A 25,680-nucleotide genomic window follows, 5' to 3' on the forward strand; every position below is an offset into this window, starting at 1 on the left:
ATCGCGAGTAAATCTATGAAAATCGGCATTATTGGTGCAATGGAAGAAGAAGTTACGCTTCTGCGTGACAAAATTGAGAACCGTCAGACCCTCTCTCTGGGAGGTTGTGAGATCTATACCGGTCAGCTAAACGGTGTTGACGTGGCTCTGCTGAAATCAGGCATCGGTAAAGTCGCTGCGGCACTGGGTGCCACCCTGCTGCTTGAGCGCTGCAAGCCGGACGTGATCGTGAATACCGGCTCTGCGGGCGGCCTGGCGCCGACGCTGAAAGTGGGTGACATCGTTGTTTCCGACGAAGCGCGCTATCACGATGCGGACGTCACCGCGTTCGGCTACGAGTACGGCCAGCTTCCGGGCTGCCCGGCAGGGTTTAAAGCGGACGACAAACTGATTGCGGCGGCAGAGACCTGCATTGCGGAGCTCAACCTCAACGCGGTACGCGGTCTGATTGTCAGCGGTGATGCGTTCATCAACGGCTCCGTTGGCCTGGCGAAAATCCGTCATAACTTCCCTCAGGCGGTGGCCGTTGAGATGGAAGCGACCGCGATTGCGCACGTTTGCCATAATTTCAACGTACCGTTTGTAGTGGTTCGCGCCATCTCTGACGTGGCAGATCAGCAGTCCCACATCAGCTTCGACGAGTTCCTGACCGTTGCGGCAAAACAGTCCACCGTGATGGTGGAACGCCTGGTGCAGAACCTGGCACGTGGCTAAACATCCCCTCAGGGCGCTGGCCGCCCTGCTTCTGCTCGCACCGGCGTGGCTTTTTGCCGCGCCGCGTGTGATTACCCTCTCTCCCGCCAATACCGAACTGGCGTTTGCCGCCGGGATCACACCCGTTGGCGTGAGCAGCTTTTCGGATTATCCCCCTCAGGCGACAGGCATTGAACAGGTGGCAACCTGGCAAGGGATGAACCTTGAGCGCATCGTGGCGCTGAAACCGGATCTCGTGCTGGCCTGGCGCGGCGGAAACGCCGAGCGGCAGGTTAACCAGCTTACCTCCCTTGGCATCAAGATCATGTGGATTGATGCCGTCAGCATTGAGCAGGTCGCTCAGGCGCTACAGGCCCTGGCACCCTATAGCCCTACGCCCAAAAAAGCCGAGGCTGCAGCGAAACAGCTGCTCAGCGACTATGCCGCGCTGAAATCCCGATACGATACCCCTGTTAAAAAGCGCATCTTCCTGCAGTTTGGCAGCCAGCCGCTGTTCACCACCGGTAAAGGGTCGATTCAGAATCAGGTACTGGAAGTCTGTGGCGGTGAAAACATCTTTGCAGCCAGCCGGGTACCGTGGCCTCAGGTAAGCCGTGAGCAGGTTCTGGCGCGCCAGCCACAGGCCATCGTGGTGGTCGGAAATGCGAGCGAAATTCCCAAAATCGAGCAATTCTGGCAAAAGCAGCTAAAAATACCGGTAATACCCCTCAACAGCGACTGGTTTGAACGCGCCAGCCCGCGTATTATCCTCGCCGCAAAACAGCTCTGTGCCGCGCTGGCAGAGAGTCACTAACATAAGACCCTTTTCGAGGATTTAACGATGCTCGTTTATTGGCTGGATATTCTTGGCACAGCCGTTTTTGCTATCTCCGGCGTCCTGCTCGCCGGAAAACTACGCATGGATCCGTTTGGCGTGCTGGTGCTGGGCGTGGTGACCGCCGTGGGCGGCGGGACTATCCGCGATATGGCGCTGGCCAATGGCCCGGTATTTTGGGTGAAAGATCCAACCGACCTGGTGGTCGCGATGGTCACCTGTCTGTTAACCATTGTGCTGGTTCGCCAGCCCCGTCGATTACCAAAATGGATATTGCCGGTACTGGATGCCGTCGGTCTGGCCGTGTTTGTCGGTATTGGTGTCAATAAGGCGTTTAATGCGGGCACCGGTCCGATGGTGGCGATCTGCATGGGCGTATTAACCGGTGTGGGCGGCGGGATCATTCGCGACATTCTGGCACGTGAGGTGCCGATGATCCTGCGTACTGAAATTTACGCGACGGCCTGTATTGCGGGCGGCATTGTCCACGCGACCGCGTATTACACCTTTGCCATTCCGCTGGAAAACGCCGCGATGCTCGGGATGATCGTGACGCTGGCGATACGTTTAGCGGCGATACGCTGGCACCTGAAGCTGCCGACGTTTGCGCTGGATGAAACTTCAAGATAGGCGTCGTTTATAAGCCCGGTGGCGCTTCGCTTACCGGGCCTACAATCCGCATTCAGGCTTAAATGCTGAACGAAGACCCACACCCGCAGGTGCTTGTTGCATTCGGGTTGGTCACCACAAAGCGTGAACCTTCCAGACCTTCGGTGTAGTCGACCGAACCACCTACCAGATACTGCAGGCTCATCGGGTCAACCACCAGCGCGACGCCCTGTTTCTCAATGGTCATATCGCCATCGTTAACCTGATCGTCAAAAGTAAAACCGTACTGGAAGCCGCTGCAGCCGCCACCGGTAATATAGACACGCAGTTTCAGATCCGGATTGTCTTCGTCGGCAATCAGGGTTTTCACTTTGTTGGCTGCTGCTTCGGTAAATTCCAGCGGCACAGCTACGTCATCACTCATCTTATGCTCCCATGAATACTGCTATTGGGTAAAATTCACCCAATTCTTTTCGTCATTATCTAATACCCTGGTAATTCATTCAAGTATTCTGCGCGGCGGCCCGCTCCGCCTCTTGTTTTGCCAGGGTACGCGCGAGGATGGTGGAGTATAGCGGTTTTCCACCCAGGAACTGGGCTAATAGTGTCGCCCCGAGACAGGTAATGATCATTGGCAAAATGAGCTGGTAATTGTCCGTCATCTCCAGCACCAGCACGATACCGGTCAACGGCGCGCGCAGGGAGGCGGCCAGCAGCGCCCCCATTCCGGCTACCGCAAAGGTCCCTGCATCAAGGTGATAGGCGGGAAAGCCCGCTTGAGCCGCCATACCAAACGCGGTGCCCAACAAGGTTCCCAGCGCCAGCATCGGGGCGAATATCCCGCCGGGCGCGCCGGAGGAGAAGCACAGCACCGTGGTGATGACGCGGGAGATAAACATAAACAGCAGCAGACCCACGCTGAAGTTCCCCGCCGCCGCAATGGGGATCAGCCCGAAGCCGCCGCCCGCGGCATTTGGCTCGATAAACCCGAGCACGCCACAGATTCCGCCAAGCAGGCCGCCCATCAGCACCCATTTAGTCGTATTCCCACCGTGAATACGCTGGAACATATCCTGAGCGCGCAGGATAAAGGTGTTAAACAGCGGTCCCACCACGCCAAAAATCATGCCGAGGATCAGGTAAAGCCACAGGGTGTTAACCGGCGCGTTGGTCAGTTTACCTACCTCAATGACCGCCCCTTCGCCATTAAAGAGGCGAAACACGATGCTCGACATAATGACGCCGGTAAACACCGCTTTAATGGAGATCAGGTTGTAGCGAAACTGCGCGCGCATCTCTTCGATGATAAACAAAATGCCCGCCAGCGGCGCGTTAAAGGCCGCCGATAGCCCCGCCGCCGCACCGGTAGCCAGCAGCGTATGGCGCGCTTCGGCGCTGCGCATCCGAAACAGATCGCCCACCATGCGGCCGACGTTCCCGCCCAGCTGAACCGTGGGCCCTTCCCTGCCGAGCACCATTCCCGCACCCAGCGTACCCATGCCGCCGATAAATTTCACCGGAATGACTCGCCACCAGCGCACAGGACGCAGCTCCTCCAGCGCCCCTTCAATTTCCGGGATGCCGGACCCGCCCGCCTCCGGCGCGAATTTACGCACCAGAAAATACCCCACCATGGCGAACAGCGCCGACAGCCCGAACGCCGCAACCCAGACCAGCCATCGGCTGTCGGCGAAACCGGCCACGGTTCCCACTCGCCAGTTGAGTACGGCATTAACCGCTTTTTCAAACGCCACGCCCACCAGACCGGCGAGCGTTCCCACCACGGCAGCGGCCAGCAGGATCGCCAGCGGCGTTTTATCGCGATTGAGCAGCCGACGAATACTGATTCGATGCTGGGCGCGCGTAAACTGTTGTTCTTCAAAAGACGGAGAATCTGATTTCATGTCCTGTACTTATTCGTCATACAAAAGCCGCGTGGATTTTACCAGAGACTGCCCCACCGTCTCCTGAAAATTACTTAACAAATCTTAAAGCATTACCAGGCTAAAAATTTCATAACCTTCCCCGAATCACTTAGAATAGTGGGCTTAATCATTTTATACGAACCAGGAACGACGCCATGACCAAGTCTGAAAACCTCTACAGTGCAGCCCGCGAGCTTATTCCGGGTGGCGTGAACTCACCTGTGCGCGCCTTTACCGGCGTGGGCGGCACGCCGCTGTTTATCGAACGTGCTGACGGCGCGTATCTGTATGATGTCGATGGCAAAGCCTATATCGATTACGTCGGCTCCTGGGGCCCGATGGTGCTGGGTCACAACCACCCGGCCATTCGTAACGCGGTAATTGAAGCCGCCCAGCGCGGCCTGAGCTTCGGTGCGCCTACCGAAATGGAAGTGAAGATGGCGGAACTGGTCACCGAGCTGGTCCCGACCATGGACATGGTGCGCATGGTGAACTCCGGTACCGAAGCCACCATGAGCGCCATCCGCCTGGCGCGCGGTTTTACCGGCCGCGATAAAATCATCAAGTTCGAAGGCTGCTACCACGGCCACGCGGACTGCCTGCTGGTGAAAGCAGGTTCCGGCGCGCTGACGCTCGGCCAGCCAAACTCGCCTGGCGTGCCTGCGGATTTCGCGAAGCATACCCTGACCTGCACCTATAACGATCTGAACACCGTTCGCGCGGCGTTCGAGCAGTATCCGCAGGAGATCGCCTGCATCATCGTTGAGCCGGTTGCGGGCAACATGAACTGTATCCCACCGCAGCCTGACTTCCTGCCGGGCCTGCGCGCCCTGTGCGATGAGTTCGGCGCGCTGCTGATCATCGACGAAGTGATGACCGGCTTCCGCGTGGCGCTGGCGGGCGCCCAGTCTTATTACGGCGTGGAGCCGGACCTCACCTGCCTGGGTAAAATCATCGGCGGCGGCATGCCGGTCGGCGCGTTCGGTGGTCGTAAGGACGTCATGGAAGCGCTGGCACCAACCGGCCCGGTTTACCAGGCGGGCACGCTCTCCGGTAACCCTATCGCCATGGCGGCGGGTTTTGCCTGCCTGACCGAAGTGGCTCAGCCAGGTATTCACGAAACCCTGACCGACCTGACCACGCAGCTGGCAAACGGCCTGCTGGAAGCGGCAGAAGAGGCCGGCATTCCGCTGGTGGTTAACCACGTAGGCGGGATGTTCGGGATTTTCTTCACCGAGGCGAAAACCGTGACCCGCTATCAGGACGTGGTGAAGTGCGACGTTGAACGCTTCAAGCGCTTCTTCCACCTGATGCTGGAAGAAGGTGTGTACCTGGCACCGTCCGCATTCGAGGCGGGCTTTATGTCCGTGGCGCACAGCGAAGAAGATATCAATAACACCATTGACGCGGCGCGTAAGGTGTTTGCCAAGCTCTAAGGGCATTGCCGGGTGGCGCTAACGCTTACCCGGCCTACGGTGTTCTCCCTCTCCCCGTGGGAGAGGGAATAAGGCCGCATCTGATTACCGACTCTGCTTTCTCAACAGATAAATAAAATACGGCGCACCAATAAAGGTCGACAGCAGCCCCGCCGGGATCTGATACGGGAACAGCACCATTCTTCCGCACCAGTCTGCAAACACCAGCATCACGCCGCCCGTGAGGGCCGACATGACAATATGCGGCATCGTCCGGCGGAACCCCATCATTCTGGCGATATGCGGCGCCATTAACCCCACAAAACTCAGCGGGCCAATCGTCATGGTGGCCGTCGCCGTCAGGCACGCGGCGAGCAGCAGCAGCGCTACACGTGCTGGCGTCAGCGCCATTCCCACCGCACGTGCGGTTTCACCGCCGAGCGGCAGAATAGTCAGCCAGCGTCGGCACAGCGGCACCATCGCCAGCAGCACGACCATCACGATCCCGGACCCGATCGCCTGGCTGCCGGTCGCGCCGTACGTTGAGCCGGATATCCAGGTCAGGATCTTCGCCATACGCGGATCGCCGCTTGCCTGCAGCATCATCAGCAGCATGGTGAACGCGGTGCTGAGCGCCATCCCGGCCAGCAGCATACGGTGCGGTGAAAACCCGCCGCGACCAGCGGCAATCAGGATAATCAGCAGCGTAACGGCCGCACCGAGACTGCCGGCAGGCATCAGCCAGCCAAACGCATTGCCCGGCACAAAGAACAGCATCAGCACCACGCCAAAGGCGGCGCCAGAGCTGATCCCAAGCACTTCCGGGCTCGCCATCGGGTTGCCGGTCAGACGCTGAATAATGCACCCCGCCACCGCCAGCATTACCCCTGCGATCAGCGCAGCAAAGATACGCGGCCAGCGCCACTGCAGCAGATCGTTGAGTAAATTGCCCGTTGCCCAGTGCCAGCCCGCGGCATCGCGACCGAATGAGAGCGCCGCGAACGAGGCGATAACCAGCACCGCCAGCCCGGCAAGGCTAAACCACAGTACCGACTGACGTTCAGCATGGACTTTATCGCCCGCATCCATCGCCGGCGCGCTCATGCTGCGCAGACGCGGCAGCAGCCAAAGCAGCAGCGGCGCACCGATAAGCGCCGTGACCGAGCCGGTAGAGACTTCCCGCCACACCCGCGCCAGCCAGAGAATAAGCTGATCGGAAAGCCAGAGGATCAGCGCCCCAATCAGCGAGGCCAGCAGCAGACGCGCCAGCAAACGACGCGCCCCAAGCATTTTCGCCAGCAGCGGCGCAAACAGGCCGATAAACCCGATGATGCCAACCGCATTCACCAGCAGGGCGCTCAATACAATCGCCAGCGTCAGCGCCGCCAGTCGAGCCAGCGACAGCGCCAGCCCCAGGTTACGCGCCACGCCATCATCCAGTCCCATCAGCGTCAGGGGACGCAGGAGCAGCAGCGTCAGCACGACACCGCCAGCCAGCTGCGGCCACAGGCGCAGCACAACGCTCCAGTCGGTTTGGGTGAGCGTACCGGTACTCCACAGGAACATGCTTTGCAGCCGATCGTGGTGGAAAAGCACCAGCAGCTGGTTAATGGCGCCACAGTAGAGGCTCACCACCAGCCCGGCCAGGATAAGCGTTACCGGAGAAAGGCGTTTACCCCAGGCCACGCCAAAGACCAGCGCGCCCACCACGCACGCCCCCGCGAGTGCCGCAAACTGCGAGGTTAACGCTCCCGGCAGCGCCCACAGCGTGGTGATAGTGATCCCAAGCTGTGCGCCGGTCGCGACGCCGAGCGTGGTTGGCTCCGCCAGCGGGTTACGTAACACCTGCTGGAACAGCACGCCTACCAGTCCTAAACCGGCACCGACTAAAAGAGAAATTGCCAGACGCGGCAGCAGGCTGTAGTGGAACAGCATCTGCTGAATATTGTCGATATCCGGCGAGGCCAGCGCGGCTCCCCATTGCGCGCGCGGTAACGCGGCAGAGAGGTTGAACCCGGTTAACGCCAGCGCGGCAAGAAAAATCAGCATCAGCAGAAGCGCCGGGAAACGGGCAATACGCGTACTCATGCTTTACCTCCCAGGGCGTTATCCAGCACGCGGGCAAAATGCATCGCCGACAGCGTCGCGCCGTAGAACCAGACCGCCGGAGCGCGCTGGAAGCGCCGCTCGCGCACAAACGGCATCGCCTGCCAGAGCGGGGTCGCCATCAGGGTTTGCATGTCGCGCTCGTTGCCGTGATCGAAGCACAGCACATCCACATCGCGAAACGCCGCGAGGCGATCGATACCCACAGCGGTACTGCCCCAGAACGTCATCTCCCCTTCCCAGGCGTTGCGAATGCCGAAGCTGTCCAGCACCTCCTGGAACAGGCAGTTTTTACCAAAGACCAGCATATGGCGGGCATCCAGCAGCGTCACCATCAGCAGCGGACGATCGCCCCGGTGAGCAAAACGCGGCTTCAGGGAGTCGATCAGGGCATCAAATTCGTCGAGATGCCGTTTGGCCTCCGCTTCCCGGTTAAGGAAATGCGCCATCTCGCCAATCGAATTTTTCGCTACGGCCAGCGGTTTTTTACCGTCGCTGAAAGCGAATCCGCGCCCGGGCGCAATGCGCGCCATCACCTCTTCTGACGGACCGTAGCCCGCGGACCAGAACAGGAACGAGGGTTTCATCTGGGTGAGCAGCTCGAGGTTTGGCTCCGTACGCAGGCCAACGTCGATCACCGAGTCCGGCAGCTTCGGCTCGTTCACCCAGAGGTTATAGTTGGGAATGTCCGCGACGCCGTAGGGCGTAACGCCGAGCGCCATCATCAGCTCGACCGGCAACCACTCCAGCGCCACTATGCGGTGCGGATCGACGGCGGCGGCACGCGCCGTATTCATTTTTAACAGCAGCGGTGAGAGGGCCATCGCCGTCAGCAGGCGACGGCGGCTAATGCGCATGTTGTCCAGCATCAGTACACGAAGCTCACCGGTGCAGCCCCGGCCGGGTGAGGCAGAATACCCATCGGAATACCATAAATCTGTTCCAGCGTTTCGCTGCGCATCAGCTCGGACGGCGTTCCCTGCGCAATCATTTCGCCGCCGCGCAGCGCAACAAGGTAATCGCAGTAGCGTGCCGCCATGTTGATATCATGCAGCACCGCAATCACCGTCAGACCGCGCTGCTGGCTTAAGCGGTGCACCAGCGCCAGAACATCGACCTGATGGGCGATATCAAGTGCGGAGGTGGGTTCGTCGAGGAGCAGGCAGCGGCTGTCCTGGGCCACCAGCATTGCAATCCACGCGCGCTGGCGTTCACCGCCGGACAGGCTATCCACCAGACGGTGCGCCAGCGGCTTAAGCCCGACCAGCGCAATCGCCTCTTCCACTTTCTCTCTGTCGGCCACGCCAAAGCGTCCAAGCGCGCCATGCCACGGATAACGCCCAATCGCCACCAGCTCTCGCACCGTCATCCCCTCCGCCTGCGGCAGCTGCTGCGGCAGATACGCCACTTTGCGGGCAAAGGCTTTACTGCTCCAGCTCTCCAGCGGTTGGTCATCCAGCAGGATGTCGCCTTCTGACGGCGGCTGATGGCGTCCCAGCATCTTGAGCAGCGTGGACTTACCGGAACCGTTGTGACCAATCAGGCCAGTGACTTTACCTGCGGGAAACGTCAAAGAGAGCGGATGCAGCAAGGTGCGCCCGGGTACGCGAAAGGAGAGATGGTTGAGCGTAAAGGTGGTGTCGGGTTGCGTTTGATTATCCTGCATATCAGCCAACTTAAATAAAAAGGGCACGGCGAACCGTGCCCGAAGAGAGATTAGAAGCGGAAGGTCGCGGTAGCAACAACCTGACGTCCTGCTCCCCAGTAGCATGCATATTCGCTGTAGCAGCTGGAGACGTATTCGCGATCGAAGATGTTGTTCACGTTGACGCCGACAGAAGAGCCGGGAAGTCCAAAGCGCGCCAGGTCGTATTTCACGGTGGCATCCGCCAGGGCATAGCCCGCGACGTTGAACGACTGGTAGGCTTTTGGCGACGAAGCAGAGTAATAGGACACGGTGTTACCGATGTAACGGGTGCCAGCCCCTACCGTCAGACCGCTCAACGCCGTCTCGTGGAAGGTGTAATCTGCCCACAGAGACGCCATATTGCGCGGCACTTCCGCCGGACGACGGCCTTCATACCAGGTATCGTGCGTGTATTTGGCATCAGTGAAGCTATAGGAAGCCGTCACGTTCACGTTGGCAGAGACGGCAGCTTTCGCTTCCAGTTCGAAACCGCGAGAGCGAATTTCACCGCCCTGCACGCTAAAGCCGCTGGTTGGGTTCGCCGGATCGGCCGTCAGGTTGTTGTTTTTGGTTAACTGATAAACAGCAGCCGTGACCACAACAGGCAGATCTCTCGGTACGTACTTCACGCCCGCTTCATACTGCTTGCCGCGTGCAGGATCGAACGGTTTGCCGCCCTGAGTGGTACCCGAAATCGGTTCGAACGATTCGCTATAGCTGAAATAAGGCGTGATGCCGTTGTCGAACAGGTAGTTAATCCCGCCGCGCCACGTGAATGCCTGATCGTTGATTTCCGCGGTAGTACCGGTTGTACGCGTCAGTGCTGAGGTTTTCGCAAAGTCATAGCGGCCACCCATTGTGAGTACCCACTTATCCCATTCAGCCTGATCCTGCGCATAAAGGCCGGTTTGTTCCTGACGGTTGAGCACTTTGTAAAGGTAGTAAACGTCGACATTTGGATTGCCGTACGCAGGCTTCGTCATACTGATGGGATCGGCCGTGCCGTAGTCAGCATCAATATCATTACGCATGCGGAGGTAATCAACGCCCGTCAACAGGGTATGATCCACTGCACCCGTCGCGAATTTGGACTGAAGCTGAGTATCAACGGTAAACGAGTTGAGGTCCTCATCGGAGCGCACATACGCGCGGCTGATCTGAGCCGGTGCAATATAGCCGTTACCGTAGACGGAACGGTAAAGCGTATTGATTTTGGTGTAGCGCAGGTTTTGACGCACGGTAAAGGTGTCATCAAACTGATGCGAGAAGCTGTAACCCACCATTTTCTGACGACGGGAGATCTTGTTATCTTCTTCACCTTCGTTGAAATCGGTCGGCAGCTTGTGTGCTTTGCCGTTGGCATCGTAGTAAGGCACAACGGTACCTTCCCGCGGCAGCCAGCCGTAATAGCCTGCATCCGGATCGCTCTGGAAGTTGCTCAGGAAAGTAAAATCGGTTTTATCGTCAGGACGCCAGCTGAAAGCAGGTGCAATGGCGTAGCGGGAAGATTTCACCATCTCCTGCTGCGCATTTTCGCTGCGCCCCAGTCCGGTCAGACGGTATGACCACACGCCGTCATCATCAATCGCATCGCTGAAATCAAACCCGGTCTGCCACAGGTTATCGGTACCCATTTTGAACTGAATTTCTTTCAGTGGCTCGGTGGTTGGGCGCTTGCTGACCATGCTGACCACGCCGCCCGGGTGGCTTTTACCGTACAGAACGGACGTTGGGCCACGCAGCAGCTCGACGCGCTCAAGGAAATACGGATCCATAGACGCTTCAGAATAGTTATCTCCCTGCAGCTTCATCCCGTCCAGATACTGGTTAGTATTCACGGTGCTGGAGGTGGTGAACCCACGAATAGAAACAACGTCATACGTTGTAGACGCCCCGCGTGTTGCGAACACGCTCGGCGTATAGGCCAGCGCCTGTTTAACCGTCCCCGGCTGCTTCATGTCCATCTCTTCACGGGTGACGACAGAAATAGACTGCGGGGTTTTCTCAATCGGGGTATCGGTCTTGGTCGCGGTGGCGGTGCGTTTAGCCGCAATCGTGGGTGCCGGTCCCCAGGCACTTTCCTGTGCCGCAGGTGCTGCGGTTACCGTAATGGTTTCTTCTTTTTTCGGGGTTTCGGCAGCATGTGCATAAGCCGACATGCCGGCAACCGCTGTGGCGACGACGACCGCGATTTTACGCAGCGACGTATTGATTGGCTGAGCAGTATTGGAAAGCGCCATGGTGTATCTCTGATGGAAAAGTGAATGATAACGTAAACGAGAATTATTATTATGACCGCAGCATAATAGGCGAAACGCTGACTGCATAGCAAGCAGTAAGCGGCCCTACGAGAATTAAGGGTTTAAGAAATAACCAGGAGAGAACGAAGGGTTAATCAATATTAAAAAGAGGGTTAAAAAAAGGGGGGAATGGGTAAAAAAATCCCCCCTTGCGGGGGGACCTCACGCGGTTAGTTACCGCCGAACATATCTTTAATCCAGCCTGCGACACCATCGCTGTCTTTCTTCTCGTTCTGCTGCTGCGGCTGTTGCTGCTGCGGCTGCTGTGGCTGAGAAGACTGCTCAAACGGGTTACCCGTTGGCTGTTCTGGCTGGCTTTGCTGGCACAGGGAATCCGGGTTGGTTGTCCAGACCGGCAGAGTACGCATTCCGCCGCCGCAGACGAAGTTACCGGAACTGTCCACGCCCATATCGACGATATCTTCCGGCGCAACCAGGTTCAGCGGCACCGGGGACTGATTCGCCAGATAACGCTGGTAAATCGACATCGCCCCGCTAGCGCCGTACAGTTTCGTCGGCTGGTTGTTGTCGCGGCCTACCCAGGTGATCACCACTTCACGACCATCAATACCGGCAAACCAGGTGTCAACGTTGTTGTTGGTGGTCCCGGTTTTACCCGCCAGATGCAGGCCCGGATACTTCGCTCCCAGCTGACGGCCGGTACCGCGCTGCACCACCTGCTGCATCGTCCACAGCGTCATATAGGCTGCCTGCGCAGGAACGGCACGTTCCGCCTGCGGGAAGCTCTGATACAGCACGGAGCCATCTTCGGCAATCACCGAACGCAGGGCGGAGAGCGGCGCGCGGTTACCGCCGCTGGCGATCGTCTGGAACGCCTGCGCCACTTCGATCGGCGTCAGGTTGAGCGCCCCCAGGATCATCGCCGGTACCGGGTGCAGCTGATCTTTCGCCACGCCCAGCTTCTGCCAGGTATCGACAATCGCTGGCAGACCCAGCGACATGCCCAGGTTCACCGTCGGCACGTTCATGGAGCGCGTCAACGCATCCACCAGCATCACCTGACCGCTAAACTGCTTGTCGTCGTTCTGCGGTGACCACACCTGGCCGTTAGGCTGGCGCAGGGAGATCGGCGCATCCGCAATCCAGGTATTCAGACGATACTGGTTTGGCTGACTCAAGGCAGTGAGATAGGTCGCCGGTTTTGCCAGAGAGCCGATCGAGCGACGCGCCTGCATGGCACGGTTATAGCCAGCAAACTGCGGCTCGGCACCGCCCACCATCGCACGAACTTCGCCGGAGTTACGGTCAACCACCACCATCGCGGTTTCAAGATCGGAGAGCTTACGCTGTTTCTTCAGCGCCGGAATGCCTTCCACCGCCGCTTTTTCTGCCGCATCCTGCGCCACGGAGTCAAAGGTCGTAAAGATCTTCACGCCGGAGAGATCTTTCACCTTATCGCCAAGCTTGCTCTGCAGCTCCTGACGCACCAGCTGCATAAACGCAGGCTGAGGCGAGATCACCCCACCGCGCGGCTGCACGCCGAGCGGACGTGCGCTCAGCATGTCGTACAGCTCCTGGTCAATCACCTGCTGCTGTTGCAGCAGACGCAGAACGAGGTTACGACGCTCCAGCGCCAGTTTCGGGTTACGCCACGGGTTATAAATGGATGCCCCTTTCACCATGCCCACCAGCAGCGCCTGCTGGTCCAGACTCAGCTCTTCGACCGGACGACCAAAGTAGTACAGGCTCGCCAGCGGGAAGCCGCGGATTTCGTTGTCGCCGCTCTGACCGAGGTACACCTCGTTCATATACAGCTCAAGGATACGATCCTTGCTGTAGCGCGCATCCATCAGCACGGCCATATACGCTTCGTTCGCTTTACGCCAGTAAGAGCGCTCGCTGGAGAGGAACAGGTTCTTCACCAGCTGCTGGGTCAGCGTACTTGCCCCCTGCACGGTACGGCCCGCGGTCAGGTTAGCCAGGACCGCACGGCCAATCGAGTAGAGGCTGATGCCGTCATGCTCGTAGAAGTGGCGGTCTTCGGTTGCCAGCAGGGTATCAACCAGCAGATCCGGGAAGCCGTTACGCGCCACGAACAGACGCTGTTCGCCGTTCGCCGACGAGAGCATGGTGATCAGGCGGGGATCGAGACGGAAGAAACCGAACTGACGGTTGTTATCCATGTTCTCGATGGTATCCAGACGATCGCCGTCAAAGGTCAGACGCGCGCGCACCTGACCCTCTTTGCTGTCCGGGAAATCAAACGGACGGCGGATCATCTCAATGCTGTTGGCCTGCACGGTAAATTCGCCAGGGCGCGTCATTTTTGACACCTGACGATACTGGGTGGCTTCCAGCAGTTTTACCATTTCGTTTTTCGTGATGGACATATCTGGCTCAAGGTTCACCATGCGGCCATACACTGCCGCAGGTAACTGCCAGACTTTACCGTCGATACGGCTGCGGATCTTCTGATCCAGATAGACGCCGTAAATTGCCATCAGCACAACAAAAACAATAAAGAGCTTCAGCAGCAGCCAGAACCAGCCGCGTTTGCCCCGAGGCTTGCGCCCTTTGCCTTTCCCTTTACGCGGCATCGGTTCTTCATCCTCATCATCGTCTTCATAGTCATCGTCATAGTCCTCATCTCTGAGGCGACGACGGCTTACCTTTTCTTTCGCCGGACGCGTTGGTCTTCCCTTACGTCCTATTGGCTCGCGGTCATTCCCCGCCATGCTTTTTCTCCGCAACTTTCAGGCGCAAAGGCCCGATTCTCTTTTCTTCCACCGGTCTGTGAAAGAAGAAATCTCTCAAAATTAGTTCTCCCTCTCCCTGTGGGAGAGGGCCGGGGTGAGGGCATCAGGCCGCACATCCCTATCAGGAATACTTCTTCGTCCGCTTCGTCGGCGCCGTATTCGCCGGATCGTCCGGCCAGACGTGTTTGGGGTACCGCCCTTTCATCTCTTTCTGCACGTCACGGTAGCTCCCCGCCCAGAACGCCCCCAGATCGCGAGTGATCTGCAAGGGTCGATGCGCAGGCGACAGCAGTTCAAGCACCAACGGCACGCGCCCTTCAGCGATAGACGGCGTAGTTGCCTCACCAAACATCTCCTGCATTCGAACCGCCAGCGCCGGCGGATTATCCTCATGATAACGGATGGCAATCCGGCTTCCGGTCGGCACAGTGTAATGCCCTGGCAGTTCACTATCCAGACGTTGACGCAATGACCAGTCCAGTAAATTCTGTAACGCGACCTTAACATCAAGCGCTTTCAGCGCCCGCAGGGAGTGTACGCCACTCATCTGCGGCAGTAGCCAGGTCTCCAGCGACGCGAGTAACGTTTCGTCATCCACCGCTGGCCAGGCGTACTCCGGCAACCAGCGAGCGGCGCAGTGCAGGCGAATGCGGTACTGCTCAGCCTCCGGCGTCCAGTTCAGCACGCTCAGCCCTTTTTCCCGAATGCCGTTCAGCATAGCCTGATGGAGCTCGTCTTCCGACGGCTTCGCCAGCGGCTTCGTTCCGAGTGTCAGTTTGCCAATCTGGCTACGACGAAACGCCTTCAGCGTGCCCTGGGCGTCATCCCACTCGACGATGTCCGATTGCTGGAGCAGATGCGGACAGGTACGGGTCAGGGCGTCAATATCGACGGCAATCGCCTGCAGGATACGCGCATCCGGGGAGTTGCTCCCCTGCAGCAGGAGCGGCGCAATCAGCCACTCATGACGCGTCAGGGCATCATCGCTGTCCAGCATCGCCCCCATACCGTTTGCCAGCTGGTAGCGACCGTCCAGCCCGCGCCGACGCGCAATCCGGTCCGGAAACGCCTGCGCTAACAGCCGGGAGATGCTCTCACTGTCTGGCACGCCGCCGCGGCTGTTAAGCCGCTTACAGAGCTGCTGCGCCCGCTGCTGCCAGTTCCCCTGATTGCGCGAAAACGCCTGCCCCAGATCGCTACTGCCTCCGCGCGGCGGCTCCTCAAGGATAGCCGCCAGTTTGGCCGCTGTGGCAATCTCATCTTCCCCCTGCGCGGCCACCAGCATCGCGGCCAGACGCGGATCGTTGCCCAGTGCCGCCATTTTCTGGCCGCGTACCGTCAGACGTTCGCCTTCCAGCGCACCAAGCTGGGTCAACAGGTTGCGCGCAGCGGTGAGGTTCACGGCTGGCGGGGAATCAAGCCAGGTAAGCTGTCCAGGATCCGGGCAGCCCCACTGCAGCAGATCCATCACCAGGCCAGACAAATCGCTTTGTAAAATTTCCGGTGTGCTTTGCTGCGCCGCGCGTTCCGCCTGCTCTGCGCTGGTCAAATGCAGGCAGATACCCGGCTCAAGTCGCCCCGCGCGGCCCGCGCGCTGCACCATTGATGCCTGGCTGATGCGCTGCGTCAGGAGTTTAGTCAGCCCGGTGCGCGGGTCAAAGCTTGCCACCCTCTCCTGCGCGCTATCGACCACCAGGCGAATACCTTCGATGGTCAAACTGGTTTCAGCAATATTGGTTGCCAGTACCACCTTGCGCTGTCCAACCGGGGCAGGAAGGATAGCTTTACGCTGCTCCTGCAGCGACAGCGCGCCGTAGAGCGGGCAGAGCAGTACATCACCGCCTACGCGAGAGGAAAGCTGCTCCTGCACGCGCTGGATCTCCCCGACGCCCGGCAAAAACAGCAGCAGCGAGCCGGGTTCCTGACGCAGCAGTTCTGCGGTGGCAATGGCGACCGCTTCGTCAAAACGCTGATGGGAGGGAAGCGGTTGATAGCGGCGTTCAACTGGAAACGCCCGCCCTTCAGAGCTGATGACAGGCGCATCGGGTAACGCCTGCCGTAGCCGCGCATTGTCCAGCGTGGCCGACATTATCAGCAGCCGGAGATCGTCACGCAGTCCCTGCTGAACGTCCAGCAACAGCGCGAGGGCCAGATCCGCCTGCAGGCTGCGCTCGTGAAATTCATCCAGGATCACCAACCCGACGCCGGTCAGCTCCGGATCGTTTTGCAGCATGCGGGTGAGAATGCCCTCGGTGACCACCTCAAGGCGCGTTGTCGGACCCACGCAGGTCTCGGCGCGCATCCTGTACCCTACCGTTTCGCCCGGTTTTTCATTTAGCAGTTCCGCGAGGCGCTGCGCTACGTTGCGCGCGGCCAGCCTGCGCGGCTCCAGCAGGATAATTTTCCCGCTGATGTTCCCCTCTTTCAGAATCTGCAGCGGCAGCCAGGTGGACTTACCCGCCCCCGTCGGGGCATTCAGCAAAACCTGCGGGGAATAGCGTAAGGCAGCGAGAAGGTCAGGAAGAACAACGGCGACCGGCAATGAGGACACTAACAGCTCCAGAGGGTTAACATTCGTCGGCGTACATTGTAGCATCGGCGCATATCATTACCGAGTCCTCCGTATGCCTGAGTCGAAACGGCTGTTTTTTGCCATTGAATTGCCCACCCCCTTACAGCGTCAAATTGTTCGCTGGCGCGCTGACCACTTCCCGCCGGAGGCCGGACGCCCTGTCGCGGCGGCCAACCTGCACCTGACGCTGGCCTTTTTGGGCGACGTCAGTGCCGAAAAACAGCGGGCGCTAGCCGCCATGGCAGGGCGTATTGCCCAGCCGGAATTTACGCTGCACCTCGACGACGCGGGCCAGTGGCTGCGTTCGCGCGTGGTCTGGCTGGGTACGCGACAGCCTCCGCGCGGATTATTACAGCTGGCGAACATGCTGCGCGCGCAGGCGGCGCGCAGCGGCTGTTATCAAAGCCCACAGCCGTTTCATCCGCACATCACCCTGCTGCGCGATGCCGGTCAGGCCGTTGCCATCCCGCCGCCGGGTTTTCACTGGGCCTTTCAGGTCAACACATTCGCGCTTTATGAATCCGTCTTTATTCAGGGACGCACCCGCTATACGCCGCTACAGCGCTGGACGCTGGGCGACACCGAAAGGAATTCTGATGAAGTTTAGTCCTCCCCTGCAGCACGCTACGCTTGTCCAACGCTACAAACGCTTCCTCGCCGATGTGATCACGCCAGAAGGCGAACAGCTCACCCTGCACTGCCCCAATACCGGTGCCATGACGGGCTGTGCGACGCCGGGTGACAGGGTCTGGTATTCCACATCAGAAAATACTAAACGCAAATATGCTCATACCTGGGAAATGACCGAAACCCAAAACGGGGCATTTATTTGCGTTAATACCCTGCGCGCCAATCAGTTAGTTAAGGAAGCGCTGACCCATGGCGTTATTCCCGAACTGGTTGGTTATGGCACGCATAAAAGCGAAGTGAAATATGGCGATGAAGGCAGCAGAATTGACTTCATGTTACAGGCGGAAGACAGGCCGGAGTGCTATATTGAAGTAAAATCAGTGACGTTAGCGGAACAGGAAAATGGCTACTTCCCGGATGCGGTAACGCTACGTGGCCAGAAGCATCTGCGAGAGCTAATGAGTGTTGCGGCGGCGGGCAAACGCGCCGTATTGCTGTTTGCGGTATTGCATTCAGCCATTGAACGTTTCTCCCCTGCCCGCCATATTGATCCTAAATACGCGCAATTGTTGAATGAGGCACAAAAGCAGGGGGTAGAGGTTTTCGCTTATAAAGCGGAACTTTCTGCCGATAATATGACTCTGAGATCCTCTCTTCCCATTGTCTTATAAGGGATTAGACGATTGACTATTAAGTGTTCTGGCCGCGTGCGCAAATACGCTTTTCCTCACAGGCTTGTCAAGTGTTACGTTTAGATAATTGCCATACGGAAAAGCATCTGCTATTTATAGCGACCTGATTTTTCCCCCAACACGGGGATCGATAGTGCGTGTTAAGGAGAAGCAACATGCAAGAAGGGCAAAACCGTAAAACATCGTCCCTGAGTATTCTCGCCATCGCTGGGGTGGAGCCGTATCAAGAGAAACCGGGCGAAGAGTATATGAACGAAGCCCAGCTGTCGCACTTCAAGCGTATTCTTGAAGCATGGCGTAATCAACTCAGGGATGAAGTCGATCGCACCGTTACTCATATGCAGGATGAAGCTGCTAACTTCCCGGATCCGGTAGACCGTGCCGCTCAGGAAGAAGAGTTCAGCCTCGAACTGCGTAACCGTGACCGCGAACGCAAACTGATCAAAAAGATCGAGAAAACGCTGAAAAAAGTCGAAGACGAAGATTTTGGCTACTGCGAATCCTGCGGTGTTGAAATTGGCATTCGTCGCCTGGAAGCGCGTCCAACCGCCGATCTGTGCATCGACTGCAAAACGCTGGCCGAAATCCGCGAAAAACAGATGGCCGGTTAACACCAGCGCTGTTTACACACTCCAAAGGCGGGAGTCTCTCCCGCCTTGTTACTGTTGATATGTCTGAATCACACTATATTGGGCGCTTCGCGCCATCTCCTTCCGGTGAATTACACTTCGGCTCATTAATTGCCGCGCTCGGCAGCTACCTGCAGGCTCGCGCCCGTCAGGGAAAATGGCTCGTCCGCATTGAAGATATTGACCCTCCGCGTGAAGTTCCCGGTGCAGCAGAGACGATTCTGCGTCAGCTGGAACATTACGGTCTTCACTGGGATGACGAGGTTCTGTGGCAGTCGACACGTCACGAGGCGTATCGGGAACGTCTGGCCTGGCTTCGCGCTCAGGGGCTTTCCTATAACTGCACCTGCACCCGCGCGCGTATCCAGAGCGCAGGCGGCGTCTATGACGGCCACTGCCGCACGTTGAACAACGGTCCTGAAAATGCCGCCGTGCGAATACTGCAGCGCTCACCGGTGACGCGCTTTCACGATTTACTCTCCGGTGAGATTCATGCCGATGAACGTCTGGCGCGTGAGGATTTTATTATTCACCGTCGCGATGGCCTGTTCGCCTACAACCTGGCCGTGGTGGTGGACGATCATTTCCAGGGCGTGACGGAAATTGTGCGCGGGGCGGATCTGGTCGAGCCGACCGTACGGCAAATCTCGCTGTATCACCAGTTTGGCTGGACGGCACCGGACTACATTCATCTGCCGCTGGCGGTGAATACGCAGGGCTTAAAATTATCAAAGCAGAACCACGCCCCGGCCCTGCCAGACGGCGATCCGCGTCCTGTTTTGATCGACGCGCTGCGTTTTCTCAACCAGAATGTAACCAACGAATGGCAGGATCTGCGTATTGACGAACTGCTGAAAATGGCCATCGCCAACTGGACGCTCAGGGCTGTGCCAAAAATCCAGCATTCTCAAATGCGTTGCGCTGAGCTATGATTAGCCGCTTTTTTCATAACAAAACACACTACGAGGTGTACCATTTTTACCCGAGTCGCTAATTTTTGCCGTAAAGTGCTAAGCCGTGAAGAGAGCATGGCGAATGATGCTATTGCACAGCCACACATGTCGGTTATTCCGCGTGAGCAGCACTCTATTTCCCGCAAAGATATCAGTGAAAATGCCCTCAAGGTACTCTATCGTCTGAATAAAGCGGGCTACGAGGCCTATCTCGTCGGCGGTGGGGTGCGTGATTTACTGCTGGGCAAAAAACCGAAAGATTTCGACGTGACGACCAGCGCCACGCCTGAGCAGGTGCGCAAATTATTCCGCAACTGTCGTCTCGTTGGCCGCCGCTTCCGTCTGGCTCACGTGATGTTTGGGCCGGAAATTATCGAAGTGGCGACCTTCCGCGGCCACCACGAAGCGGGCGCATCCGATCGCACCACGTCGCAGCGCGGCCAGAACGGTATGCTGCTGCGCGACAACATCTTCGGCTCTATCGAAGAAGATGCCCAGCGTCGCGACTTCACCATCAACAGCCTCTATTACAGCGTGGCGGATTTCACCGTGCGCGATTACGTCGGCGGCATGCAGGACCTGAAAGAAGGTCTGATCCGCCTGATCGGCACGCCGGAAACGCGCTACCGTGAAGATCCCGTACGTATGCTGCGCGCCGTGCGTTTTGCCGCCAAGCTCAATATGCGCATCAGCCCGGAAACGGCCGAGCCGATCCCGCGTCTGGCGACGCTGATTAACGACGTGCCGCCTGCTCGCCTGTTCGAAGAAGCGCTGAAGCTGCTGCAGGCCGGCCACGGCTTTGAAACCTATAATCTTCTGCGCGAATACAACCTGTTCCAGCCGCTGTTCCCGACCATTACCCGCTACTTCACCGAAAACGGTGACAGCCCAATGGAGCGGATGATTGCGCAGGTGCTGAAGAATACCGATACCCGCATTCGCAACGACATGCGCGTGAACCCGGCGTTCCTGTTTGCCGCGATGTTCTGGTATCCGCTGCTGGAAACGGCCCAGCGCATTACCCAGGAGAGCGGGCTCGCCTATTACGATGCGTTCGCGCTGGCCGCCAACGATGTGCTGGACGAAGGCTGCCGCACGCTCGCCATTCCGAAACGTATTACCACTCTGGTGCGCGACATCTGGCAGCTTCAGCTGCGCATGTCCCGTCGTCAGGGCAAACGCGCCTGGAAGCTGATGGAGCATCCTAAGTTCCGTGCCGCCTTCGATCTCCTGTCGCTGCGCGCTGAAATTGAACGCAACCAGGAGCTGCAGCGTCTGGCGCAGTGGTGGGCTGAATTCCAGGTCTCCGCCCCGCCAGAGCAGAAAGATATGCTGACCGGGCTGGATGAAGAGCCGGAACCGCGTCGCCGTCATCGTCGCCCGCGCAAACGCGCGCCGCGTCGTGAAGGGACAGCATGACCCTCGCGTATATCGCCATCGGCAGCAATTTAGCCTCACCGCTGGAGCAGGTGAATGCTGCCGTAGAGGCGCTGGGTGAGATCCCGCAAAGCCGCATCGTGGCGGTCTCCTCGTTCTATCGCACCCCGCCGCTGGGGCCGCAGGATCAGCCAGACTACCTCAACGCCGCCGTGGTTCTTGAGACTGAGCTGGGTCCCGAAGCGCTGCTGGACAATACCCAGCGTATTGAGCTTCAGCAGGGCCGCGTACGCAAAGCCGAACGCTGGGGGCCGCGCACGCTTGATCTCGATATTATGCTGTTCGGCCATGAGGTGATTAACACTGAACGCCTCACCGTACCGCATTACGACATGAAAAATCGCGGGTTTATGCTCTGGCCACTGTATGAAGTTGCCCCTTCCCTTACCTTCCCTGACGGGCTCTCGCTAAAGGCCGTTCTCAACAGTCTCGGTGCGGAGAAACCCGCCCGCTGGTAAGGCTGTTTTTTTGGCGATTAACCATAAAATATTTATGGTTAATCGTTTACCTAAAATCATTGTTCCCTCGAATGTTACTGTTAGAATGCGCAAAGATTCGCTTTTGGGCTATCAGGAAACAGTATGAAACCAACCACCATCTCCTTACTGCAGAAATGCAAACAGGAAAAAAAACGCTTCGCCACCATCACCGCGTATGACTACAGCTTCGCCAAACTGTTTGCCGAAGAGGGGATCAACGTCATGCTGGTCGGGGACTCGTTAGGGATGACGGTACAAGGACATGATTCCACCCTGCCGGTAACGGTTGAGGATATCGCTTACCATACCCGCGCCGTGCGCCGTGGCGCCCCAGCCTGCCTGCTGCTTTCCGATCTGCCGTTTATGGCCTATGCCACGCCGGAACAGGCATTCGAAAACGCGGCGGCAGTGATGCGTGCCGGTGCCAATATGGTCAAAATTGAAGGCGGCGCCTGGCTTGTGGATACGGTGAAGAGGCTCACCGAGCGCGCCGTGCCGGTGTGCGGGCATTTAGGCCTGACGCCGCAGTCCGTCAATATCTTTGGCGGCTATAAGGTGCAGGGCCGTGGCGATGCAGCCCAGACGCTGCTGGATGATGCCCTGGCGCTGGAAGCCGCAGGTGCCCAGCTGCTGGTGCTGGAGTGCGTGCCGGTTGAGCTGGCGAAACGCATCACCGACGCGCTGTCCATTCCGGTGATTGGTATTGGTGCAGGCAACGTCACCGACGGTCAGATTCTGGTGATGCACGACGCCTTCGGTATCACCGGCGGACACATCCCGAAATTTGCCAAAAATTTCCTCGCCGAAGCGGGCGACATGCGCGCTGCGGTCAGGCAGTATATTGCCGACGTTGAATCCGGTGTTTACCCGGGTGAAGAACACAGTTTCCATTAAGGAGTCTCGTTGTGCTAATCATTGAAACCCTGCCGCTGCTTCGCCAGCATATCCGCCGCGCGCGACAGGAAGGTAAACGTATCGCACTGGTCCCGACCATGGGCAATCTGCATGACGGCCACATGAAGCTCGTCGACGAAGCCCGTGCACGAGCAGATATCGTGGTGGTCAGTATCTTCGTGAACCCCATGCAGTTTGACCGCGCAGACGATCTGGCACGCTACCCGCGTACCCTGCAGGAAGATTGCGAGAAGCTCAAAAAACGCCACGCGGATATCGTTTTCTCACCTGCACCGGCGGATGTTTACCCGCAGGGTACCGAAGAGGCAACCTACGTTGACGTCCCGGGCATTTCCACCATGCTCGAAGGCGCGAGCCGCCCGGGCCATTTCCGCGGCGTTTCCACCATCGTCAGCAAGCTGTTCAACCTGGTACAGCCGGACGTAGCCTGCTTTGGCGAGAAAGATTTCCAGCAGCTGGCGCTGATCCGCAAGATGGTTGCGGATATGGGTTACGATATCGAGATTGTCGGCGTACCGATTGTACGCGCCAAAGACGGTCTGGCACTCAGCTCGCGAAATGGCTACCTGACTGCCGAACAGCGTAAAATCGCGCCGGGCTTAAGCAAGGTCATGAACACCATGGCAGAGCAGATGCTGGCAAAAGAGTTAACAGCAGAAGAAATTATCGCCCTTGCCGAGCAGGCGCTTAACGATAAAGGCCTTCGTGCTGACGACGTACAAATTCGTGATGCTGATACGCTGCTGGAATTAACCCAGAACAGCAAGCGCGCAGTCATCCTGGTGGCGGCCTGGCTAGGTCAGGCGCGTCTGATCGACAATAAAGTGGTTGAGCTGGCGTAGTTCCCTTCACCCCTGATAATGATAGGTAAACGTAATGATTCGCAAAATGCTGCAAGGTAAGCTTCACCGTGTGAAAGTCACGCAGGCCGACCTGCACTATGAAGGCTCCTGCGCCATTGACCAGGATTTCCTTGATGCAGCAGGTATCCTCGAAAACGAAGCGATTGATATCTGGAACGTGAACAACGGCAAACGCTTCTCTACCTACGCGATTGCCGCCGAGCGCGGGTCCAAAATCATCTCCGTTAACGGCGCAGCCGCGCACTGCGCGGACGTGGGTGATATCGTGATCATCGCCAGCTTCGTGATGATGTCTGACGAAGAAGCGCGCCGCTGGCAGCCTAAAGTCGCCTACTTCGAAGGCGACAATGAAATGAAGCGCACCGCAAAGGCGATTCCGGTTCAGGTTGCATAAGCACTACCCCTGCGGCTGATTGCTGATCAGCCGCGACATCGTCTCCAGCGAATCCGTTCTTAAGATGTACAGGCGTTTCAGTAAGAACGGATTATCCCCCGGCTTCACCTTTCCTTTCACCGTCGTCACCGCCAGATGGAAACCGGCATCATTCGCCGCCTTTATCGCTTTATTGTCGTAGCCGCCGAAGGGGTAAGAGACATACAGCACGCGCGGGTTAAACTGCGCCAGCGCGCGACGCGAGCGTTCAAAATCAAACAAAATCACGTGATAGCTGCGGCTCAGTAAAATCGGATGCTTATTGGCATCCACGCGGTGCAGGAAGTGGGTATGAGACTGAATATCGAACACATCCTGAATCCCCTTAATCTCCTGCACGCTCATAAACTGCAGGGATTTAGGATCCCACTTCTGCGGATGGCCTTTTATGCGGGAAGAGATAATAAACGCGGTAGCCTTGAAGCCGTACTCTTTCAGCACAGGATAAGCATAGCGGCTGACAGATTTCAGGCCATCGTCAAAGGTTATCACCACCGATTTCGCAGGCAGGTTCATTTTGTTACGCACGTACCCTTCCAGCTGGTACATCGTCAGGGTGGTATAGCCCTGATCGCGAAGCCATGCCATCTGGTTATTGAACGCACGTACGCTGGTCGTCGTGGACGTATGTCGAAAGCGCGTGTTTTCTTCATCGCGCAAAATATGATGGTAGGTCAGAACAGGAAGGCCGTTATCTTCCTGCGCATCCAGGCTGCTGATCCACGCCAGACGATTACCGATGCGGATCTGAAACCAGGTCTGGTTTAAACGGTCTTTAAGTTTGTTCAGGATCGGATAGCGAAGATTGGCGCTTAAGGTGCCGAAGGGTGCGCTGCCGTTGTTCGGGGCGTTATAAACGGGCGTGTCTTTCCACGTTATCAGGTTTTGATTGCTCAGCGGTTTGTTCAAATCCCCCAGGCCATCCTCGACGCGCTGTTTGCCCTGAACCGGCTCCAGATGCCCCTTGTCGATAAAGCCCGTGCCAAATCCGAAGCGAAATTCATAGTAGTCCGCCGCCGCAGGCACCACCGCGAGGATCTGCCCTGCCCGCACGTTGCCAACGTTAATGACGCTGTTGCCGATCTGCGCCCAAATCGCCGCATCTTCGGTGGTTTGCATATATTGAGCAGGCAGTCTTTGCTGACTTAATAAACTGGCAGAAACAGTGCCGGACACGAACATCAATAGCAGGAAAACAATACGCGTGAACATGAGGGTCTTATTCGAAGCGGAAATACTTACGCCATTGTAGCAAAAGCGACATCAATACCAATGTTTAATTCTTATACAGGTCATGCAGCAGGACAAAGGGAGGATTTTTTTGCTGTTGATGCCACAAGCTGCTGACGCCCGGGGTACCCAGCGAAACGATAGCGTTACGGAACGCTGCGCTGGTTAAGGTCTCGCGATGGGGATACATCATTTCAAGCAGTGGAAAGCTAATACCGGAGATCACCTCGCAGCAGTCGTGCTTATGGCTCATCAGGGCCGCAGCACGGTACGGCGCCGCGCCGGATTTATCGGTAAGGAAAATCACGCCGTCTCCGGTGTCGGTTTCATGAAGGGCATCGCACATCATCCGGCCAAGCATGTTGGTACTCAAGCCGCGCCAGTAGTTAACCGCGCAACACTGTGGCAGCGGACCAAACCTGGCTTCCAGCTTCAGCAGCATGTCCTGCGCCCGTTCATCGTGGCAGGTGATAACCCATCCCAGCATAACTCTCTCCTTAGCAGGCAAGTAGTTTAGCGGAGTGAAGGTTAGCTTTCGGTGATAACTGTCAAAGAAAGTG

23 protein-coding genes are annotated in these 25,680 nt (G+C 57.8%); 13 read left to right on the forward strand and 10 right to left on the reverse strand.

Annotated elements, in window-relative coordinates; translation table 11 throughout:
* Positions 1 to 15 precede the first annotated feature (15 nt).
* From mtnN to N6P30_RS02035, 3 genes are read left to right on the forward strand one after another with little or no spacing between them, the layout of a single operon-like run.
* Complete coding sequence (gene mtnN / locus N6P30_RS02025) at positions 16 to 714, forward strand: 5'-methylthioadenosine/S-adenosylhomocysteine nucleosidase (protein ID WP_008501920.1); 699 nt, start codon at positions 16 to 18, stop codon at positions 712 to 714.
* A complete protein-coding gene (gene btuF / locus N6P30_RS02030) occupies positions 707 to 1,507 on the forward strand; it encodes a vitamin B12 ABC transporter substrate-binding protein BtuF (RefSeq protein ID WP_023293238.1) in 801 nt (266 codons plus the stop codon). The genes mtnN and btuF overlap by 8 nt, the downstream gene beginning before the upstream one ends.
* A gap of 27 nt (positions 1,508 to 1,534) precedes the next feature.
* Positions 1,535 to 2,158, forward strand: coding sequence for a TRIC cation channel family protein (locus tag N6P30_RS02035; RefSeq protein WP_008501922.1), 624 nt, complete (start codon positions 1,535 to 1,537; stop codon positions 2,156 to 2,158).
* Positions 2,159 to 2,216: 58 nt separating this feature from the next.
* Here the strand turns inward: N6P30_RS02035 and erpA are convergent, their stop codons facing one another.
* Positions 2,217 to 2,561, reverse strand: coding sequence for an iron-sulfur cluster insertion protein ErpA (gene erpA / locus N6P30_RS02040; protein ID WP_008501923.1), 345 nt, complete (start codon positions 2,559 to 2,561; stop codon positions 2,217 to 2,219).
* A 79-nt stretch (positions 2,562 to 2,640) separates the two neighbouring features.
* Entirely contained in the window at positions 2,641 to 4,041 is a 1,401-nt protein-coding gene (gene clcA, locus N6P30_RS02045; protein ID WP_008501924.1) for a H(+)/Cl(-) exchange transporter ClcA, read from the reverse strand.
* A 176-nt stretch (positions 4,042 to 4,217) separates the two neighbouring features.
* Here clcA and hemL point away from each other — a divergent pair, with 176 nt between their 5' ends.
* Entirely contained in the window at positions 4,218 to 5,498 is a 1,281-nt protein-coding gene (gene hemL / locus N6P30_RS02050) for a glutamate-1-semialdehyde 2,1-aminomutase (RefSeq protein ID WP_023293239.1), read from the forward strand.
* Positions 5,499 to 5,582: 84 nt separating this feature from the next.
* Here hemL and fhuB read toward each other — a convergent pair whose 3' ends face one another.
* The 6 genes from fhuB to hrpB form a co-directional block, all read right to left on the reverse strand.
* The gene (gene fhuB, locus N6P30_RS02055; protein WP_023293240.1) at positions 5,583 to 7,565 is read right to left on the reverse strand and encodes a Fe(3+)-hydroxamate ABC transporter permease FhuB; all 1,983 of its coding nucleotides are present in this window, start codon (positions 7,563 to 7,565) and stop codon (positions 5,583 to 5,585) included.
* The gene (gene fhuD, locus N6P30_RS02060) at positions 7,562 to 8,452 is read right to left on the reverse strand and encodes a Fe(3+)-hydroxamate ABC transporter substrate-binding protein FhuD (RefSeq protein ID WP_023293241.1); all 891 of its coding nucleotides are present in this window, start codon (positions 8,450 to 8,452) and stop codon (positions 7,562 to 7,564) included. The genes fhuB and fhuD overlap by 4 nt, the downstream gene beginning before the upstream one ends.
* Entirely contained in the window at positions 8,452 to 9,249 is a 798-nt protein-coding gene (fhuC, locus tag N6P30_RS02065) for a Fe3+-hydroxamate ABC transporter ATP-binding protein FhuC (protein ID WP_008501928.1), read from the reverse strand. The genes fhuD and fhuC overlap by 1 nt, the downstream gene beginning before the upstream one ends.
* 50 nt (positions 9,250 to 9,299) lie before the next feature.
* On the reverse strand, positions 9,300 to 11,510 hold the full coding sequence (gene fhuA / locus N6P30_RS02070; protein WP_058673388.1) for a ferrichrome porin FhuA: 2,211 nt from the start codon (positions 11,508 to 11,510) through the stop codon (positions 9,300 to 9,302).
* A gap of 230 nt (positions 11,511 to 11,740) precedes the next feature.
* Positions 11,741 to 14,266 (reverse strand): bifunctional glycosyl transferase/transpeptidase, encoded by a 2,526-nt coding sequence (mrcB, locus tag N6P30_RS02075; protein ID WP_008501930.1) that lies wholly within the window; start codon positions 14,264 to 14,266, stop codon positions 11,741 to 11,743.
* A gap of 142 nt (positions 14,267 to 14,408) precedes the next feature.
* Entirely contained in the window at positions 14,409 to 16,838 is a 2,430-nt protein-coding gene (gene hrpB / locus N6P30_RS02080) for an ATP-dependent helicase HrpB (RefSeq protein WP_023293243.1), read from the reverse strand.
* A 73-nt stretch (positions 16,839 to 16,911) separates the two neighbouring features.
* On the opposite strand from hrpB, the gene thpR reads away from it, so the two are divergent.
* From thpR to panD, 9 genes are all read left to right on the forward strand, one after another.
* A complete protein-coding gene (gene thpR / locus N6P30_RS02085; protein ID WP_023293244.1) occupies positions 16,912 to 17,466 on the forward strand; it encodes an RNA 2',3'-cyclic phosphodiesterase in 555 nt (184 codons plus the stop codon).
* On the forward strand, positions 17,456 to 18,160 hold the full coding sequence (gene sfsA, locus N6P30_RS02090; protein WP_021240498.1) for a DNA/RNA nuclease SfsA: 705 nt from the start codon (positions 17,456 to 17,458) through the stop codon (positions 18,158 to 18,160). The genes thpR and sfsA overlap by 11 nt, the downstream gene beginning before the upstream one ends.
* Before the next feature lie 176 nt (positions 18,161 to 18,336).
* Positions 18,337 to 18,792, forward strand: a complete 456-nt coding sequence (dksA, locus tag N6P30_RS02095) for an RNA polymerase-binding protein DksA (RefSeq protein WP_001155232.1) — start codon at positions 18,337 to 18,339, stop codon at positions 18,790 to 18,792.
* A 59-nt stretch (positions 18,793 to 18,851) separates the two neighbouring features.
* The gene (gene gluQRS / locus N6P30_RS02100) at positions 18,852 to 19,742 is read left to right on the forward strand and encodes a tRNA glutamyl-Q(34) synthetase GluQRS (protein ID WP_023293246.1); all 891 of its coding nucleotides are present in this window, start codon (positions 18,852 to 18,854) and stop codon (positions 19,740 to 19,742) included.
* A gap of 42 nt (positions 19,743 to 19,784) precedes the next feature.
* Positions 19,785 to 21,182 carry a polynucleotide adenylyltransferase PcnB gene (gene pcnB, locus N6P30_RS02105; protein ID WP_072203850.1) on the forward strand — a complete coding sequence of 466 codons (1,398 nt, stop codon included), beginning with the start codon at positions 19,785 to 19,787 and terminating at the stop codon, positions 21,180 to 21,182.
* Positions 21,179 to 21,658, forward strand: a complete 480-nt coding sequence (folK, locus tag N6P30_RS02110; RefSeq protein WP_021240500.1) for a 2-amino-4-hydroxy-6-hydroxymethyldihydropteridine diphosphokinase — start codon at positions 21,179 to 21,181, stop codon at positions 21,656 to 21,658. The genes pcnB and folK overlap by 4 nt, the downstream gene beginning before the upstream one ends.
* A gap of 123 nt (positions 21,659 to 21,781) precedes the next feature.
* Positions 21,782 to 22,573 carry a 3-methyl-2-oxobutanoate hydroxymethyltransferase gene (gene panB, locus N6P30_RS02115; protein WP_023293249.1) on the forward strand — a complete coding sequence of 264 codons (792 nt, stop codon included), beginning with the start codon at positions 21,782 to 21,784 and terminating at the stop codon, positions 22,571 to 22,573.
* 11 nt (positions 22,574 to 22,584) lie between these two features.
* A complete protein-coding gene (panC, locus tag N6P30_RS02120) occupies positions 22,585 to 23,436 on the forward strand; it encodes a pantoate--beta-alanine ligase (RefSeq protein ID WP_008501942.1) in 852 nt (283 codons plus the stop codon).
* Between the two features lie 34 nt (positions 23,437 to 23,470).
* Positions 23,471 to 23,851, forward strand: coding sequence for an aspartate 1-decarboxylase (gene panD / locus N6P30_RS02125; protein ID WP_003856284.1), 381 nt, complete (start codon positions 23,471 to 23,473; stop codon positions 23,849 to 23,851).
* 3 nt (positions 23,852 to 23,854) lie between these two features.
* On the opposite strand, the gene N6P30_RS02130 is transcribed toward panD, so the two are convergent.
* The gene (locus tag N6P30_RS02130) at positions 23,855 to 25,102 is read right to left on the reverse strand and encodes a polysaccharide deacetylase family protein (protein ID WP_008501943.1); all 1,248 of its coding nucleotides are present in this window, start codon (positions 25,100 to 25,102) and stop codon (positions 23,855 to 23,857) included.
* A gap of 64 nt (positions 25,103 to 25,166) precedes the next feature.
* The gene (locus tag N6P30_RS02135) at positions 25,167 to 25,607 is read right to left on the reverse strand and encodes a PTS sugar transporter subunit IIA (RefSeq protein WP_023293250.1); all 441 of its coding nucleotides are present in this window, start codon (positions 25,605 to 25,607) and stop codon (positions 25,167 to 25,169) included.
* Positions 25,608 to 25,680: the final 73 nt, after the last annotated feature.

The sequence above is a fragment of the Enterobacter sp. PL1 genome (assembly GCF_945957325.1).
In the GTDB taxonomy this organism is placed as follows: domain Bacteria; phylum Pseudomonadota; class Gammaproteobacteria; order Enterobacterales; family Enterobacteriaceae; genus Enterobacter; species Enterobacter roggenkampii.